Source organism: Streptomyces sp. NPDC017991, from assembly GCF_044328075.1.
Taxonomy (GTDB): Bacteria; Actinomycetota; Actinomycetes; order Streptomycetales; family Streptomycetaceae; genus Streptomyces.
Genome location: NZ_JBIRGP010000014.1, coordinates 193,777 through 209,743 on the forward strand (window position 1 = coordinate 193,777; position 15,967 = coordinate 209,743).

Annotated in this window: 18 protein-coding genes; 14 read left to right on the forward strand and 4 right to left on the reverse strand. The window is 70.3% G+C overall.

Annotated features, from left to right (window positions below):
* The first annotated feature begins 499 nt into the window (after positions 1-499).
* Positions 500-643 carry a hypothetical protein gene (locus tag ACH4DZ_RS34860; protein ID WP_398292027.1) on the forward strand — a complete coding sequence of 48 codons (144 nt, stop codon included), beginning with the start codon at positions 500-502 and terminating at the stop codon, positions 641-643.
* Between the two features lie 404 nt (positions 644-1,047).
* Positions 1,048-1,230 carry a hypothetical protein gene (locus tag ACH4DZ_RS34865; RefSeq protein ID WP_398292029.1) on the forward strand — a complete coding sequence of 61 codons (183 nt, stop codon included), beginning with the start codon at positions 1,048-1,050 and terminating at the stop codon, positions 1,228-1,230.
* A gap of 232 nt (positions 1,231-1,462) precedes the next feature.
* Here ACH4DZ_RS34865 and ACH4DZ_RS34870 read toward each other — a convergent pair whose 3' ends face one another.
* On the reverse strand, positions 1,463-1,783 hold the full coding sequence (locus ACH4DZ_RS34870) for a winged helix-turn-helix transcriptional regulator (RefSeq protein ID WP_398292288.1): 321 nt from the start codon (positions 1,781-1,783) through the stop codon (positions 1,463-1,465).
* A gap of 333 nt (positions 1,784-2,116) precedes the next feature.
* On the opposite strand from ACH4DZ_RS34870, the gene ACH4DZ_RS34875 reads away from it, so the two are divergent.
* From ACH4DZ_RS34875 to ACH4DZ_RS34905, 7 genes are all read left to right on the forward strand, one after another.
* Positions 2,117-2,851, forward strand: a complete 735-nt coding sequence (locus tag ACH4DZ_RS34875) for an alpha/beta fold hydrolase (protein WP_398292031.1) — start codon at positions 2,117-2,119, stop codon at positions 2,849-2,851.
* A gap of 76 nt (positions 2,852-2,927) precedes the next feature.
* Positions 2,928-3,278 (forward strand): DoxX family protein, encoded by a 351-nt coding sequence (locus ACH4DZ_RS34880; protein WP_398292033.1) that lies wholly within the window; start codon positions 2,928-2,930, stop codon positions 3,276-3,278.
* Positions 3,279-3,470: 192 nt separating this feature from the next.
* Positions 3,471-4,031, forward strand: a complete 561-nt coding sequence (locus ACH4DZ_RS34885) for an RNA polymerase sigma factor (RefSeq protein WP_398292035.1) — start codon at positions 3,471-3,473, stop codon at positions 4,029-4,031.
* A complete protein-coding gene (locus ACH4DZ_RS34890) occupies positions 4,028-4,855 on the forward strand; it encodes a zf-HC2 domain-containing protein (RefSeq protein ID WP_398292037.1) in 828 nt (275 codons plus the stop codon). Before ACH4DZ_RS34885 ends, ACH4DZ_RS34890 begins: the two co-directional genes overlap by 4 nt.
* Positions 4,856-4,878: 23 nt before the next feature.
* Positions 4,879-5,688, forward strand: a complete 810-nt coding sequence (locus ACH4DZ_RS34895) for an ABC transporter ATP-binding protein (RefSeq protein WP_398292039.1) — start codon at positions 4,879-4,881, stop codon at positions 5,686-5,688.
* Positions 5,685-7,073, forward strand: a complete 1,389-nt coding sequence (locus tag ACH4DZ_RS34900; protein WP_398292041.1) for a hypothetical protein — start codon at positions 5,685-5,687, stop codon at positions 7,071-7,073. Before ACH4DZ_RS34895 ends, ACH4DZ_RS34900 begins: the two co-directional genes overlap by 4 nt.
* Entirely contained in the window at positions 7,070-7,651 is a 582-nt protein-coding gene (locus ACH4DZ_RS34905; protein ID WP_398292043.1) for a hypothetical protein, read from the forward strand. The genes ACH4DZ_RS34900 and ACH4DZ_RS34905 overlap by 4 nt, the downstream gene beginning before the upstream one ends.
* A 265-nt stretch (positions 7,652-7,916) precedes the next feature.
* Here ACH4DZ_RS34905 and ACH4DZ_RS34910 read toward each other — a convergent pair whose 3' ends face one another.
* A complete protein-coding gene (locus ACH4DZ_RS34910; RefSeq protein ID WP_398292045.1) occupies positions 7,917-9,182 on the reverse strand; it encodes a cytochrome P450 in 1,266 nt (421 codons plus the stop codon).
* A gap of 548 nt (positions 9,183-9,730) precedes the next feature.
* Here ACH4DZ_RS34910 and ACH4DZ_RS34915 point away from each other — a divergent pair.
* The 3 genes from ACH4DZ_RS34915 to ACH4DZ_RS34925 all read left to right on the forward strand — a co-directional run bounded on the left by ACH4DZ_RS34915 (position 9,731) and on the right by ACH4DZ_RS34925 (position 12,019).
* The gene (locus tag ACH4DZ_RS34915) at positions 9,731-9,955 is read left to right on the forward strand and encodes a hypothetical protein (RefSeq protein ID WP_398292047.1); all 225 of its coding nucleotides are present in this window, start codon (positions 9,731-9,733) and stop codon (positions 9,953-9,955) included.
* A gap of 123 nt (positions 9,956-10,078) precedes the next feature.
* Entirely contained in the window at positions 10,079-10,375 is a 297-nt protein-coding gene (locus ACH4DZ_RS34920) for an antibiotic biosynthesis monooxygenase (RefSeq protein WP_398292049.1), read from the forward strand.
* 207 nt (positions 10,376-10,582) lie between these two features.
* Positions 10,583-12,019, forward strand: coding sequence for an FG-GAP and VCBS repeat-containing protein (locus tag ACH4DZ_RS34925; RefSeq protein WP_398292051.1), 1,437 nt, complete (start codon positions 10,583-10,585; stop codon positions 12,017-12,019).
* 346 nt (positions 12,020-12,365) lie between these two features.
* Here ACH4DZ_RS34925 and ACH4DZ_RS34930 read toward each other — a convergent pair whose 3' ends face one another.
* Entirely contained in the window at positions 12,366-13,070 is a 705-nt protein-coding gene (locus ACH4DZ_RS34930; protein WP_398292290.1) for a S1 family peptidase, read from the reverse strand.
* Positions 13,071-13,517: 447 nt separating this feature from the next.
* On the opposite strand from ACH4DZ_RS34930, the gene ACH4DZ_RS34935 reads away from it, so the two are divergent.
* Positions 13,518-14,165: a dihydrofolate reductase family protein gene (locus ACH4DZ_RS34935; RefSeq protein ID WP_398292293.1), complete on the forward strand. Its 648-nt coding sequence runs from the start codon at positions 13,518-13,520 to the stop codon at positions 14,163-14,165.
* Between the two features lie 172 nt (positions 14,166-14,337).
* On the opposite strand, the gene ACH4DZ_RS34940 is transcribed toward ACH4DZ_RS34935, so the two are convergent.
* Positions 14,338-14,631: a hypothetical protein gene (locus ACH4DZ_RS34940; RefSeq protein WP_398292053.1), complete on the reverse strand. Its 294-nt coding sequence runs from the start codon at positions 14,629-14,631 to the stop codon at positions 14,338-14,340.
* 272 nt (positions 14,632-14,903) lie between these two features.
* Here ACH4DZ_RS34940 and ACH4DZ_RS34945 point away from each other — a divergent pair, with 272 nt between their 5' ends.
* Positions 14,904-15,866, forward strand: coding sequence for a hypothetical protein (locus tag ACH4DZ_RS34945; protein WP_398292055.1), 963 nt, complete (start codon positions 14,904-14,906; stop codon positions 15,864-15,866).
* Positions 15,867-15,967 lie beyond the last annotated feature (101 nt).

Genomic DNA, 15,967 nt, shown 5'->3' on the forward strand with positions numbered 1-15,967 from the left:
CGCGAGATGCGCGGAATGCGTGGTCGGTCGCTGTGCATCGCGACCGTCTACAGCGCCACGATCACGGGCAGGTTCAGCAACTCGCCTTCGTTCGACCACCCGTTTGGCACCGCGAGGCATGCGATCACGGCCAGGGCAACACCACAACGCGGGCTCCTCCGTGGGTTCCGCACCGGTGTCGGTTCGCGCGGGCTGTTCCGCACGGTGATCGTCTCGAATGCCGGAGGCGCGTTGACGCCTTCCGGCCTCCGTGCCTGCATCGTCGCATGCCGCGCCAGTCGCTGACCTGCCGCCGCTGCGTCGAACTCGTACGGGTCGCAGCCGCGCTCTGTTGCGCCGCCACTCGCTGATCGCCGCTCACTCCGCGCACTGAGGCGTTCGCCTTGGGCATCGCTCGGGCTGTCGACGCTCGCCGTTTCGAAGGACCTTCCCCACCCAGGAACTCCTCCCGCAGGAACTTCGAGCCCTTCGGCGCGAGTTGCTGATCCTTGCTCCCCCGTTGGTGTTCGCCGGAGCCCTGCTCGGGCAGCAGGTGGGCCTGTTCGTGGGTTCCTGGTCGGCCTGGGCCCGCGACGATTCCCTGCCCGTCGAGCAAGGCGCGACACCGACCCGCTCGGCGGTTGTCGACACCGACTGCGTATGAGGGGCTGTGGTCGGGGTGAGTGTGGACGACGAGGCGAACGTCCCGCCACACTGGCGCTGATCCCGGCCACCTCCAAGCCCCCGCACATGACCACTCTCGGTAGGCGGGGGTTGCCGCGACCATTCCGGGACATCCGACAGAGAGATGTTCCGACAGGGAGATGTTCCGACAGGGAGATGTTCCGACAAGGAGATGTATCGACCGGGACGCGAGGACCTCATGCAACGATGCCATCGAGCCGCGCACGCGCACGTCACGCAGATGAACGCCTCCAGGAGTCGCGCCGCTACGGGCCCGTGCGCCGACGCCGTGCTCCACGCGGACATCGATGCGGGAGCGGAACAGTGAGCGGTGGCCTGCCGCCGCTGAGGAATCGACACCTTGCTGCGGGCTTCATCGTCGTCATGTATCTGCTGATCGGGGCCCTGTTGGCCGGCCTGCTGGGTACGGGGCTCTCGGGCAGCGCCGTATGGGCAGGTGCGGCGGCTGTCGCGGGCGGGGCCCTTGGAGCCGTCTTCGGCGTGTGGCGTCTGCGACGCACACCCGAGGATGAGCGTCTTGACGACGACAACTACTACGGCGCCTGACCAGCCCCAGGACCGTATCGGCGGCGGCGCCCCAACTGGCCGGAGTCCGCGATTCGTTCGCCGCGATCGGCGGGCAGGTGCCGGCCATGGCCATCGACGGCCACGCACTCGACGGCGGGCCGATGTCCAGTCCTTCCCTTGGCAGCGAGCACGCCGCGGTACGCGAACCGACCGACCTGTACGAAGTCTGCCTGCACCGACTTGCACGGCCGACTCGCCGGAGAAGTACGCGCTATGCGTCCTTCTCCCCAGCCCCCTCGTGGAAGGCGACGACCGCCTCACCGTTGGCCCTCGCCCATTCGGTGAGCCTTCTGATGGGCTCCTCCAGGGTGCGCCCGAGTTCGGTCAGGCCGTATTCCACACGTGGCGGCGCTTCGGCGTACGCGCGCCGCTCGATGAGCCCGTTGTCCTGCAGGCGGCGCAGCGTCTGCGTCAGTACTTTGCGCGAGACACCTCCGATGAGCTCGACCAGCTCGCCATGGCGCAGGGGGCCGTCGGTCAGAGCGAACAGCGTGACCACGGCCCATTTGCTGGAGATGATCTCGATGGCCATGCGGGCGGGACAGTCGGCGAGGAACACGGTTCCGGGACGGAGGCTCACATGTCGAAGGTTACCTTTTAGTACCTAACGGATGCCTAACGTCGAAGGCATGCAGCGCACCACTTCGCAGGGCACCGAGGCCGAACTCGACGTCTTCTCCCTCGCCGGCAGTCGCTACGTGGGCAGGAAGGCTCCGTCCCCCGTTGCAAGGCGCTGCCATCGGCCCCCACCTGGACAGTGCACTGCCGACGCGCCCGTGCCTGGCTGTCGGACGGGCACCGAACAGCGCCCGGCGGGCCGACCGTCTCCCGCACGCACACGCACACGCAACGCAAGGAAACAGCTATGACCAGCCCGATCACCTTCGTCCTCGTGCACGGCGCATGGCACGACGGACAGTCCTGGAACCGCGTCGCCCCCTTGCTCACCGCTCAGGGTCACCGTGTCTTCACGCCGTCCCTCACCGGCCACGGGGACAAGACACACCTGCTCAGCCCTGAGACCGGTCTTACTACTCACACCGACGACGTCGTCGGCCTCATCCTCGACCACGACCTGAACGGCATCGTCCTCGTCGGACACAGCTACGCGGGCATGGTCATCTCCAACGTGGCGAACCGGGTTCCCGAGCGCATCTCACGCCTGGTGTACATCGACGCCATGGTGCCGACGCACGGCGAGAACGCCATCGATGTCATGCCGCTCACACGCGTATTGATCGACAGAGCCGCCGACGGTGCCCAGCCCTGGCGCATTCCGCCTCTGCCCGAGGCTCCCGCGCCCCTCGGTCTTTTCGGAGTCACCGACCCCGACGACATCGCATGGCTCAAGACCACGCTGACAGATGAGTCGGTCCTCTGCTTCGAGCAGCCGGCCGACATGTCCAACCCCGCACAGGCAGTCATCCCCCGGGCTCACATCCTCTGCATCGGCAACGAGCCCAACGGCGTCACGCGCCGGCCCGTCCCGAAGCTCCAGCCCAACGGCACACCGTCTCGCGTCCACACGCTGAACACCGGCCACGACGCCATGCTCACCAGGCCCGCAGAACTCAGCGCCCTGTTGCTCGAAACCGCCTGACCACCCGCGAAGCACAGCACGGCCAGGTCAGCGAGTAACCAACCACTCCGCCCCGCCCAGCAGTTGAGGTCACATCATGTTCATCACCTATGCCATCGTCGCTGCAGTCATGTCGGCAGTGCTCCTGGCTTCGGCCGGCGCCAAATTCACGCGGCCGAAGCGGCTCGTCGACCAGATGTCCACCCTTGGCCTGCCCGATGGCGTGCTGCCGTTCCTGGGCGTCGCGCAGATAGCCGGCGCGGGCGGCCTTGTCATCGGACTCTGGTGGGGACCCCTCGGAATCGCTTCCGCCGTCGGTCTGGCGCTCTACTTCATCGGCGCGGTCGCCACCCACCTGCGTGTCGGCGACTACAAGGGAGCACCCCCGGCAGCCGTCCTCACGGCCGCCGCCGTCGCCCTCATCGCACTACGCTCCGCAAGCCTGTAACACGACGTCACCGTCCACGAAGCAGCATCGGCCCGGCCACGTGCGCCACGCTTCGAGCCTCGCTTCGAGCCATGGTTCGAGCCGCGCTTCGACCCGGCTGGGCACTCCTCCGGCGCTCCCGGGAGGCCCCCTCATGTGACGCGGATCACGACGATAGGAAAACCTGGCGCGCGGGCCGGGCGTCTAGCGGGTGTGAGATCAGTCAGGGCACCGCTGCACGAGGTGGACGAGGAACGTCTCGTCCGCCTGGTGGCGAAGGGCGACCGTGCCGCATTCGAGGAGTTGTACCGGCGTACGTCGCCGTGGCTGGCGGTGCGGTTGCGCCGCCGGTGCGTGGACGAGCAGATCGTCGTGGAGGTCATGCAGGAGACCTACTTGGCAGTGTGGCGGGCGGCGGGCGCGTTCGCCGGGGCCGCGGTCGGCGGGACGGCCACCGGCTGGCTGTGGACGATCGCGGCGCGGCGCCTGGTCGACGCGTTCCGGCGCAGGGCCCACCATGCGGAGCCGCCGCCGGCTGCCGCTGCGCCGGCCGCGGCGCCCGCCGCCGAGGAGGAGGCGCTCGCGGCGACCGTCGGTGGTGAGGTCGGTGACGCGCTGCGGTATCTCGCGCCGGAACTACGACAGGTACTGCAGGCCATGGTGCTCGACGGGCTGTCCGTCCGGGAGACCGCGGTCCTGCTCGGGCTGCCGGAGGGCACGGTCAAGACCCGGGCCCGCCGGGCCAGGACGGCGATGCGGAGGGCGCTGGCATGAACGGGGAACACGCGTCGGGGCGGATCATCGAGGGGTACGCGCGTGGCGGCCCACACCTCGCCGCCGACGAGGTGTGGGCCGTGGAGGCCCACTTGGAGGCGTGCCGGGTGTGTCGTGACCGGCTGTCCGCCGTGGTCGCCGCCGAGGTGCCCGCCGTGACGTCTCTGGTCGGCACCGTGTGGTCCGACCTGGAGCCCCGGCTGACGGTCACCGCCACGATGCGGCGAGGACGGTTCCGGCAGGCGTGGCTGTCGCGGTTGTCGCGGTGGATGACGCCCGTGATGGTGCCGTGGCTGGCCATGGTCGTGGGCGTGACGCTGGTGGCCCTGTTGCTCGACCTGGTCGGCGTCGGCACGGGCGAGGTGTCGATGGTGCTGCTGTTCGCGCCGGTCCTGCCCGTACTCGGTGTCGCGGCGTCGTGGGCCCGTGGGCTGGACCCGGCGTACGAGCTGACGGCCTCGGCGCCCAGGGCCGGGCTCCAACTGGTGCTGCGGCGCACCGCGTCCGTGCTCGGCGTGGTCGTTCCCGCGCTGCTGGTGTGCGGGTGGCTGACCGGGGTGATGGTGGCCCAGTGGCTGCTGCCCTGCCTGGCCTTCACCGCGGCGACGCTGGCGCTCGGCAGCATGGTCGGCGTGACCCGCGCCGCCGTCGGGCTGGCCGTCGTGTGGGCCGCCCTGGTCCTGGCACCGACCCTGGCCACCAGCCGGACGGCTTTCGCTCTGCGGACGGACGGTCTGCCCATGTGGGCGCTGCTCCTCGCCCTGGGCACCGGAGTCGTGATCGCCCGCAGAGGCGCGTACTCCGTGCTGAGAACACATCGATGATCCCCGGAGAGGAACAACACCACATGACATCCGCGGTCAACGCGGCCGACCTCGTGCCGACGGCCTACGCCTGGGAGGTCCAGGCCACCGGGCTGAAGGTCAGGGTGGGCAGGAGACGGATGGCCGTCGACGGCCTCGACCTGCGGCTCGGCACCGGCGTACACGGCCTGCTCGGTCCCAACGGGGCGGGCAAGACCACCCTCATCCGTACGCTGGCCACCGTGCTGCGTCCCACCGAGGGGACCCTGGTCATACTCGGCGAATCCGCGGGCGGCCTGGGCGAGCACCGTGCGCTGCGCCGCCGGATCGGCTACCTGCCCCAGGAGTTCGGCTACTACAAGCGCTTCACGGTGCGCGAGTTCGTCGAGTACATGGCGTGGCTGAAGGAGGTGCCGAAGGCGGACATCCCCGCCGCGGTGCAGCGCGCCGTGGAGCGGGTGGGACTGGCGGACCGCGCCGACGACAGGATGAAGGCCCTGTCGGGCGGCATGGTGCGGCGCGTCGGAATCGCCCAGGCCATCGTCAACGACCCGACCGTCCTGCTCCTGGACGAGCCGACGGTGGGGCTGGACCCGGCGCAGCGGCTGCGCTTTCGCGAACTGCTGCAGGAACTGGGCACGGACACCTGTGTGCTCGTCTCGACCCATCTGGTGGAGGACGTCGCCGCCGCCTGCACCGACGTGGTGCTCTTCGCCGAGGGGCGGCTGGTCTTCCAGGGCACCCCGGACGAACTGGCGGCGGCGGGCGGCCCCGAGCACGTGGGTGACAGTCCTCTGGAGCGCGGTTACTCGGCGCTGCTGCAGAACCCCGGCCAGGAAAGGGGCACTTGGTGAACCTCCGTGTCCTGCGCATCGAGCTGAGGCGTTCCGTCGCCCCGTGGGCCGGGGCGGTGGTCCTGGTTCCGGCGCTGGCGTTCCTGTATCTGGTGGACGCCGCGTGGTGGAGGGGCACCACGGCGTGGACGGCCCAGTGGACGTCCATGGCCATGTGGACCCGCTCCCTGCTGTTCTACCTGTGGCCGCTGGCCGTGGGGCTCGGGGCGTTGCAGGGGCTGCGCGACCACCGTTCGAAGATGTACGAGCTGCTGACCAGCACGCCGCGGCCCGCCCGGCACCGCGCTGCCGCGCTGGCGGGCGCGACGGCGTTCACGCTGGCCTCGGGCTTCGCGCTCCTCGTCCTCGTGGGCGGATTGCATGTACTCGGCAACACCCGGTACACGCACCTCGGCTGGCTGCCGATCTCACTGGTGGGGGCGCTCTTCCTCGTCGCGGGGGCCGTGCTGGGCATGGGGGCCGGTCGGGCTCTGCCGTCCGCGCTCACCCCGCCCGCGGTGGCCATGGCCGCCTTCGTGTTCACCGTGCTGATGCACTCCTCCCTGGGGCGGACGGAGACGGTCATTGCGGGCGGGGTCCCGGTCACGGAGCCGAACCGGGTCTCGCTGCTGTCACCGACGGTGGAGGAGGTGCGCGACACACTCGTCACGCTCTCCGCGTCCGTGCACCTCGGGCAGACGGTCTGGCTGCTCGGCATGGCCGCGACCGGCTTCGCACTGCTGATCGCGGCGACCCCGGCAGCCCGGCTGACCGCCCTTGCACCCCTTCTGGCGGGCGCGGTGATCGCCCTGCTCGTGCTGCCCTCCGACCCGGGCCGGATGTACGTCGTCGACAAGGCCGCCGCGGAGCTGGTGTGCGACGGCCCGGTGTGCGTGACGGCGACGCAGCGGGCACGGCTCGACGGCCTCGCGGGCCCCGGCAGGAAGGCGCTGCGGCTGTTGCACGCCGCACTGGGCGGCAAGGCGCCGATCTCGGTCCGGGAGAACGCCGCCGTTCTGCCGCAGGGCTCCACACCTCGGTGGTCCCGCGAGAGCGTGCTGTTCGACTTCGACGACGACATGATCACCGGGGTGGAGGGCGAGGAGCTGACCCGGACCCTGATCGCACAGGCCATGGTGCCGTCGTGCGTCCCTGTCGGCTGGAGCGGCACCACCGACGCCGCCTCGCAGATCATCGCGGTCGGCTGGGTCACCGGTGACCTCGCACCGCTCGACGGCACCGGGTACTCCGCGGCCGAGCAACTGGCCGAGGCGAGCCCCGTATGGAAGGAGTTCAGAGCGCTGCCGCCGGACGGCCAACTCTCCCGGATCAGCGCGATGCGTGACGCCGCGCTCTCCTGCGAGGGCGACCCGCTCGCCGCGCTGAAGGGCGGTGCGTCCCGGTGAGGTGGCTGACGCTGTACGCCCGCTCACGACAGGTCCCCGCATCGCTCGCCGCGGTGGTCGTCAGCGCGGTCACGCTGGCGGTACTCACCCGGGACGGGAGTAGAGGCGAAGGCCCCACCGAGCCGGGGCTGCCCGTGCTCGTCCTCGCCGCCGGGGCGATGGCGTTCTCGGTCGGGCTCAGCGGGCAGGACCCCGCGCTGGACCGGACGGCCGCGATCCGCTGGGTGCCCCGCAGAGCGGCGCACGTGCTGTTCGCCGGCGCGGTCGTCGCCGCGGTGCTGCTGACGGTGCAGATCGCGGGCGGGCCCATGGCCACCGCCGCGTTCGTCGTCCGCGACAGCGCGGGCCTGCTGGGACTGGTCGCGCTGGGCGCGGCGCTCATGGGCGGCCAGTACGCCTGGACGCTGCCGTTCGCCTGGCTCTCGTTCGCCTTCTTCGCCCCGCCGCCGACAAGCACACCGATGCGGGTGGCCACCTGGATGCTGCAGCCACCCGGCACCCCGTTGGCGACGTGGACGGCCGCGATCCTCACGACCGCGGGCATCACGGCCTACGCGCTGGCGGGCCCGAGACGGTGACCGGACCGGGGAATCGTGATCTGTCCGGACCGATGCCTCACGCCGGTCCCTGAGGTGAACGTGCCGGCGGGGAGGCCGGGTCGGCACGCGATGTCCCGAGGCAGCGTGCTGATCGATGCGGCGATCGGCCCCGGCGATCGTCGGAGGCCCTGGCGAAGTGCGCCGACTACGTGGTCGAGAAGCCGCAACCGTCCCCTTCCCTGCGACGAGGGCCGATGGTCGTCGCAGGGAAGGGGCACGGCCGCGCGGCGGGATCGCCGAAGCCTCAAGCGGATGCCGGTCGCAGGACGACGGGGAGGGCGACGAGGCCGTTTATCGCCGTGGAGATCACGGGCACCAGTTCCGACTCGGGCACGGCCAGCCTCATGGCGGGGAACCGGGTGAAGAGCTGGGAGAGCCCGATCGCGCTCTCCAGGCGGGCCAGGGGGGCACCGAGGCAGTAGTGCGGGCCCGCGCCGAAGGCTAGCTGGCGCGCGTAGTGGCGGGAGTCGCGGATGTCGAAGCGCGCCGGGACCGTTCCGCGCTGTTCGCGGTTGGCGGCGGCCAGCCCGACAACGATCGGCTCGCCGCGGCGCACGGTCACTCCGTGCAGGACGGTGTCCCGCAGCGCGTAGCGCATGAACAGGTTGCGCAGCGGGCTGTTCCAGTGCAGGCCCGCTTCCACGGCGGCCGGCCAGTCCAGTTCGCCGTCGAGGACCGCGGTGAGCTGGTCGGGATGCGTGAGCAGGGCATGGACGGTGCTGGTCATCGAGTTGACCGTGGTCTCGTGGCCGGCCAGCAGGATGATCTCCAGGGAGTCGATCAGTTCCTTCTCCGTCAGCCTTCCGTCCTCTTCGTCCAACGCCTCGATGAGCGCGCTGGTCAGATCGCCGAGCGGAGCCGCGCGCCGGTCGGCGACCAGACGTGCCAGCACCTCGCGCTGCCGGACCGCTGCCTCCTGCCGCTCGGCGCCACTCACCTCGACACTCAGCATCGTCCGGAAGTGACCGCGTAACCGGCGCTGCTGATCGGGGTCGGTGAGACCGAACAGCTCACAGATGATCAACAGCGGGAGCGGATAGGCGAAACCCTCCTTGAGATCGGTCACCGCCCCCGGACTCGACTCCGGCCCGGACTCCAGGCCGTCCAGCAACTCCCGGGTGATCTCACGGATCCGAGGCGCGAACGCGTCGATCCGCCGGGCGGTGAAGGCGTGACTCACCAGGCGGCGAAGCCTGCGGTGGTCGGCCCCGTCCGCGTTGAGCATCGACTCCCCGACGATCAGGTTGAGCAGCGGCCATCCGGCGGGTATCTCCCCGCGCGTGTACGCACCCCAGTGCCGCGGATCGCTGGAGAGGTCGGGGTGCGCGTCCAGTACCGTCTGGGCCGCCTCGGCCGACATGGCCGCCCAGGCACGGACATCGTCCGGCAGCGCCACGGGGACCACGGGGCCGTCCCGCAGCCACTCGGCTGCTTCCTCGTGGGTCCCGCGGTTCGGATCGAGTAAGGACACGGGCTGGTCGAGCGACAGCTTCGAACGGTCGATGCGCATGGACAGCTCCAACTGCACGGGGATACGTTGCCTTGCGTCCGCTTGCCGTGTGCGGCCGTACCGCGGAGGAAGCTGTACCGAGTCCGGGCCGGCCATCCGACAGGGCCGGAACCGTCGCCAGGCACGAATCCCGGGGCCGACCCCGCCACCGTCATCGTATCCACCCTTACCCGCGCATACGTACGAAGCGGACGAAGCCCCGGCCGAAGAGCTCAAGTCGTCTCATTCCACTGTCCCGCCGCCTGTCCGAACTGGCCGAGAAACGCCCACGCAGGCAGGGGCTTCGTCATCGTGGCCAGGTTGGTGGGCGAGTCGATTGCGCGCTCACGCCGGTTGAGCCGGCACAGGGTGACGCCGCAGGAGGGCCGTCCGTCCGGGCTCGGAGATCTGCTGCGGGCGCCGGAGGACGAGCTGCCCGCACCAAGCACTCTGTCGCGGCGCCCTTCGCCCGTCTTTCGATACGAAGAAACGCACACCATGATCGCTGAGCCCGGATCCGGGGAAGGTGAACAGCAGGGAACCGATGGAAACGGTGACGGAGGCGGCGAGTGGGCAAGCAGCACGGACGTGACTGGACGCGCATGACCCCGGACGACTTCGACGAGGATGCGCCACCGCGACCGGACGCGCCCGCTGGGCCGGCCGCCGTCCTGGCCGTACCCGACGAGTGCGGCACGGCCCCGCTGTTCGGCGACGAGAGTCCCGCCGCACACCCCGAGCGCGCGAAGAAGCGCCCTGGGGCCCCGCCCTTCGATCAGGCCGAGCTGTTCTGACCCCGGGCGCACCTGTGGGGCGTCCCAGAGATTGCTCATCCGGATGGTCTCGTGAGAGCAAGGTGGTGCGCTGGGGCGGAAAAAGGGGGACACCGCAGCTGCCCGTGTGCCACTCTGCTGGCCGTGATCATCAGAGTGAGCGAGGCACGCGTACGTCCTGAACGTTTCGAAGCGTTCCGCGACATGATCGTCTCCGCGGTGCGCGACTTTCCCGGCCGCTACCCAGGCCTGATCGAGCACGAGGTACTGCTCGCACCGCCCAACTCGCTGCTCTACGTCAGTCGTTGGCGCAGCGAGCAGGACCTGGCCGACTACGCCGGCGAGCACTGGCGGGACCAACCCGTGGTTCTGCCGGGTGAGGACGAGTACCTGCTTGAACCACTTCAGGTGCGACACTTCACGCTCGCATCTTTGGCCTGACTCCAGACCATGTGAAGTGGGTCTTACCGCGTCGGCGCAGGGACCACGCCCCGACGTTCTTTCGGTTCCCACCACGGGTCGAACTCGCTGTGCAACACGTCGCGTTCACCGGACGGACAGCTTCGCACAACCCTTCGTACGCCTCGCGAGTCACAGCCCCGGAAGCCCTTCCCCCTCGCTTCCCCTTCTGACTACGGGAGTTGCCCTGTGCGTGTACGTACCCTGGCCGCCACCGCCGCCGTAGCGGCACTCACCGCCACCGGTCTGACCCTGCCGCTCGCCGCGAGCGCCGCGGCCGCCACGACTCCGCGGTTCGACTTCAACGGCGACGGATACGCGGACATCGCCGTCGGCATGCCCAACGCCACCGTGGACGGCAAGGCCAAGGCCGGCTACGTCAGCGTGATCTATGGCGGCGCGCAGAGCCCGTACCAGTCCACCGGCGTCATCAGCCAGGCCGAGGCCGGCATACCCGGCACGCCCGAGACCGGCGACCGCTTCGGCTCCTCCGTGGCGCCCGTCGACGTGAACGGCGACGGCGTCTTCGAACTCGTCGTCGGCGCGAGCGGCGAGTCACTCACCTCCGACCAGCTCAAGGACGAGGGCACCATCACCGTCCTGGACGGCTCGCAGTGGCAGATCAAGGGCACCACCGTGGCCAGGGGCACGTCCGAGTACAGCAGCATCGGCCGCACCATCGCCACGGGTGACTACGACGGCGACGGCGACACCGACCTCGCGTTCGGCGAGAACGGCGAGGAGCACGGAGCGCTCCGGTTCCGCCCTGGCCCGCTCACCGCCGACCCGGTGGCCACGACCACCCTGCGCCGCTACAGCATGGGCGGCACCACCCGCGACCTGGCCACCGGCGACTTCGACGGTGACGGCCGCGACGACCTGGCCGCCACCTGGCAGGGCATAGAGGACTCCAGCACCTTCATCACGCGCTGGGACGACCGGGCCCAGCCGGCCCAGTGGTACGCGGACTCCGACCGCGGCAGTGCGCTCGCCACCGCCGACTTCGACCGGGACGGCACGGACGACCTCGCGGTCGGCCTCGTACAGCCCAACCCCGAGGTGGAGAGCACGCACTGCGAGGACCGGCTCGGCGGTGCGGTGCTCCTGCTCAAGGGCTCGAAGAGCGCGACCTTCGGCGCCGAGTACGAGTGCGTCACCCAGTCGAACCCGGAGGTCGGTGGTACCGCCGAGGAGGGCGACGACTTCGGCGCCTCGCTGTCCGCCGGAGACCTGAACGGCGACAGCCGCCCGGAACTGGTGGTGGGCGTGCCCGGCGAGGACGTGGGCACCGTGAAGGACGCGGGCGGATACGTCACGTTGAACGGCACGGAGCACGGCCTCTACGGAGGGCCGGCCCGCAGCCAGAGCACCCCGAACATGCCCGGCACCGCCGAGGCCGGCGACCGCTTCGGTGCACAGCTGGCCGTCGGCGACTACAACCTCGACGGACTGTGGGACACCGCGGTGAGCGCGCCCGGAGAGAACGCCGGTGAGCCCAGGTCCGGTGGCGTCTGGTTCGCGCCGAGCAGCACGGACGAGACCTACCCGCCGGGCAAGTCACTGACCCCCTACGGCTTCGCGCTGCCCTTCGGCGCGATCAATTACGGCGAGGTACTGGGGCTTTAGACATCCGCGGGCCCTCCAGGGCCCGCCCCTCGCGCCCCCGCCGTGCGCTGCTCCGTGCCGCCACGGTCCTCGCGTCGGCGGGGCGCTCCTGCGGCGGGCACGACATCTGCGGTGGCTTGCCCGATCGCCGCGCTCCGACCGGTGCCAACGACGCTCCGGTCGAACTGAGGCGGCCCCGCCCGGCGGGGAGGTGAAACGGGGCCGCCCGCGAGAGCGCCGTGAGCTCTCCGGCCGTGCGGCGCTCTGTGCGACCGCCTGAGGTCCGGCGACGCCCTCCATGGCGACTATCGCATCGACCCACATGCCCAAGGCATATTCCAGCCACATGACACTGCCGTCGGCAGCCTCAGTAGATGCTCAGGCCGAACGCTGACAGCCACTCGACCACGGGCTGGTAGTAAGTGACCCCCCCTGAGCTGCAGTTCCCACTGCCGCCGACGATGACACCGAGCGCCGTACCGCCCGAGAAGGCCGGACCTCCGGTGTCTCCCGGTTCGGAGCAGATGGTGGACCTGAACAGCCCGGACACCACTCCCCCGCCGTAATTGACCGTGACATTCACCGCTTGGACACTCCCACAGCGGTATCCGCCGACCCGCCCGACATGGCAGATCGACTGCCCTACCACGGGATTCGCCGCACCCGTGATGTCACGAGTACCAGCACCGGCACCCAGCGACACCTCACCCGGATAGGAAACCGCCGTGTTCGTGTACCGGACACTCGCATAGTCGTTGCCCGGGAAGCTCACCCCCGCGGTAACACCGACACCGACGGTCAGAGCGGCATCGGCGTACCAGGTGGTGGCGCCCTGAGCACACCGACCCGAAACGAACGCGTACATCGTGGAGCCTGAACGGGCGTTGAAGCCCACCGTGCAGCGGCCGACCGTGCTGTAGAGCGTGTCACCCCCACGCACCACGACAGCCGCCTGCCGCCCCGCCCGCGCATCGGCGTGAGCGGCCGATCCGGCAGCAGCGGACCAGCCGAAGCACAGCGCCAATACGACAACGACGCGGACAGCGACTCGCAGACGCCTCACAGAAAGCATGGCAATCACGACGACCCCCTACGACATGTACCTGCCAGCATGCGACCCCCCGGACCCCGATGACCAGGCCGAAAAACGCCAACAACACGACACCGGGGATGCGCGAGTACGCCGCCGAACATGCAGCTGGTCGCTGTTGCGGCGCGGCCCGCCGGCCAACGTCGCCTGCGCCGACGACAACCACCTCGAACGTATCCTTCGGGCGAGCTGATGAGCCCGGCGATGACGAACGCCTGGCGGGCCCGGTCCCGCAGCACGGCCGCCGAGGCCAGGTGGCCTGCCGCCGGCCCGGTCGGGGCTCGGGCCTCGTGGGGCAAGACACCGCCTTGGAAAAACTTGGGCGCCGCTGTCGATGCGTCCAGGGCCCGTTCGACGTACGGGTGTAGGACGCATCACCAGAGGACGCGACAGAACCTGATGAGGGAACACATGGAACACACGGATCACATGCAACAGCTGCTGCGCGTGCAGAACTTCACCATCTCAAGCGACGGCATCGCCGCCGGCGAGGACCAGAGCCTGGAGCGGCCCTTCGGCCACCACATCGATCCGGGGAAGCTCTTCGCCTGGGCCGGCGCCACGGCAAGCTGGCCCCACCGAACCGAGCCCGGGGGAAGCCGCGGCCTCGACGACTACTTCACCCGCGACTTCACCCACAACATCGGTGTCGAGATCATGGGCCGCAACAAGTTCGGACCCCAGCGCGGCCCGTGGACCGACCACCAGTGGCGCGGCTGGTGGGGCGACGAGCCGCCCTTCCACACCCCGGTGTTCGTCCTCACCCACCACACCCGACCGTCCTTCACGCTGTCCGACACCACGTTCCACTTCGTGGACAGCGACCCCGCCACCGTCCTCACGCAGGCGCGGGAGGCCGCGCAGGGCAAGGACATCCGGCTCGGCGGCGGCGTGAGCACCATCCGGGAGTTCCTCGATGCCGACCTCATCGACACCCTGCACGTGGTCGTCGCACCGGTGAAACTCGGATCCGGGCTACGCCTGTGGGACTCCCCCGATGAGCTGCTGGACCGCTACCACATGGAGGCCCTGCCCAGCACGAGCGGCGTCACCCACCACCTCTTCTGGCGCAAATAGCCAGAGAAGCAACGCGCGCGCCCCAGCACGGCCGCGGCGTGGCGTGGCGTGGCGTGGCGAAGAAGGTGTCGTCTGCGGCGTAGCGGTCGATCCGTAGACCGATGGCTGCGCCTGGAAGACTCCGCGCACGCCGGGCCGGCGGCGTCGGCAGCTCGTGGCCCGGCGGGATGTGTCACCGGATGAGGCTGCGCAGGACGGTGGTGCCGGCGCCGGCGGCGGTCAGCCCGGCGACGGCCGCGGTGGCCGGGTGAGCGCCGGACAGAACGGTGAGAGTGGCGATCACCAGGCCGATGACCACGGCTGCGAGCAGGACGACGGCGGTGTGCAGGGACACAAACGGCTCGGTCCCGGGGGCGGGCACGGGGCCGGACCGGGCGGGGGGTTCGGACGAGGCGGCGGCATCGGGCCGGGCGGCGGGGATCGGCTGGACGGCGGGGATCGGCTGGACGGGCTCAGGAGTGCTCATGGCAATACCGTCCCGCCCGGCGGGGCGACGGCGGGCGCGGGCCGAACGGATCCGATGACACTCGATCAACAGGCCAGTGACAGTGAACACTTTTCCTACCCGGTCGAACGCAGCGTTGCCCCTGTGTCACACCGGCGGGCTGTTCGGCCGAGTTCGGTGCTGTTCCACCGCAGCCCTTCTAGCCTGCTCAGCACAGCTGGACAGGGGGAAGGGCGACGGTGGGCGAGCACGACACGAAGGCCGAAGGCGCTGAGGGCACTGAGGGCACGAGCTTGTATGAACAGCACCTGGAACGTCAGGCGCAGGCACTGCGGCGGTTGAAGGTGGAGCGGGGTGATCCGCCGTTGCGCAGGATTCAGGCGCGGGCCAGAGAGCTGTTCGGTGAGGGGGTGCCGTTGCCGCCGGCTACCCAGCACGCCGCGTTCAACGGCCGTTACGTCAGCCTCGACAAGCTGATCGCCCTCGTACGCACCCTGATGTCCTGGGACGCCTACGGCCAACCCTGTCCCGCCCCGGACCGCGCCCATCCCGACCTTGCCCCCTGGCACGACCAGTGGCGCGCCATCGCCGAACTGCGCTCCCTCCGGCATCGCACCACCCCGGCCCGTACGCCGGCCCCCGCCCCCGCACCGGCGCCGGCCGGTCCGCAACCAGCCGATCCGGACGACTCGCAGGGCCGTCCCGTCGAGCCCGAGCCGGCGGCCGACCCGGAGCCGACGGCCGACCCCGAACCCGAACCCGCGGCCGTTCCGCCGGCCCCACCGCCCGCCCCCGAAATGCCTTCGCCGAGCATGAGCACACCGCATCCGCCGACAGGACCCCGCCACGTCGCAGCGCGAGCCCTCGCCAAGGCGGGCCGGACACTGGCAGCCATGAGCCTGGCGGGCCTGCTGATCCTCGCGCTGGACGCCAGCAGCCCCCACCTGTGCACGGCCGCACACACCGGCAGCACCACCCAGCACTCGCTCCCCGCCGAACGCCACCGACAGCCCCACCACCCGGCTCTCGCAGCAGGTATGCAGCAACGACCAGCCATAAGGCCGGGCATGTGCATCTACTACGCAGGCCGGACCAGCTGCCCCGCGGACTTCCCCCAACCCACACCCACCACTCCCTCACTGACCACTCCCCCACCCAGCCCAGATCCCTACCCCAGCCCGGATCCGAGCCCCAGCCCCAGCCCGACTCTCGCCCCGAAACCGGAACCCACCCGCAAGCAGAACGTCTGCGCATAAGCCCGCCACGGCGCTGCTCTCCAGGCCGGCGTGAACTGCCCGCTCGCTGCTGCCCGTTCAGGCGCTCCGGCACGAATCGGTCCTCGCGGTACCGGACGGCA

What these genes read in the sequence shown, in the direction of transcription:
- ACH4DZ_RS34875 (WP_398292031.1), top strand. Translation starts at nt 2,117, where the DNA reads ATGACCAGCCCGATCACCTTCGTCCTCGTGCACGGCGCATGGCACGAC.
- ACH4DZ_RS34865 (WP_398292029.1), top strand. Translation starts at nt 1,048, where the DNA reads ATGTATCTGCTGATCGGGGCCCTGTTGGCCGGCCTGCTGGGTACGGGG.
- ACH4DZ_RS34870 (WP_398292288.1), bottom strand. Translation starts at nt 1,783, where the DNA reads ATGGCCATCGAGATCATCTCCAGCAAATGGGCCGTGGTCACGCTGTTC.
- ACH4DZ_RS34880 (WP_398292033.1), top strand. Translation starts at nt 2,928, where the DNA reads ATGTTCATCACCTATGCCATCGTCGCTGCAGTCATGTCGGCAGTGCTC.
- ACH4DZ_RS34935 (WP_398292293.1), top strand. Translation starts at nt 13,518, where the DNA reads ATGCAACAGCTGCTGCGCGTGCAGAACTTCACCATCTCAAGCGACGGC.
- ACH4DZ_RS34890 (WP_398292037.1), top strand. Translation starts at nt 4,028, where the DNA reads ATGAACGGGGAACACGCGTCGGGGCGGATCATCGAGGGGTACGCGCGT.
- ACH4DZ_RS34940 (WP_398292053.1), bottom strand. Translation starts at nt 14,631, where the DNA reads ATGAGCACTCCTGAGCCCGTCCAGCCGATCCCCGCCGTCCAGCCGATC.
- ACH4DZ_RS34930 (WP_398292290.1), bottom strand. Translation starts at nt 13,070, where the DNA reads ATGCTTTCTGTGAGGCGTCTGCGAGTCGCTGTCCGCGTCGTTGTCGTA.
- ACH4DZ_RS34910 (WP_398292045.1), bottom strand. Translation starts at nt 9,182, where the DNA reads ATGCGCATCGACCGTTCGAAGCTGTCGCTCGACCAGCCCGTGTCCTTA.
- ACH4DZ_RS34895 (WP_398292039.1), top strand. Translation starts at nt 4,879, where the DNA reads ATGACATCCGCGGTCAACGCGGCCGACCTCGTGCCGACGGCCTACGCC.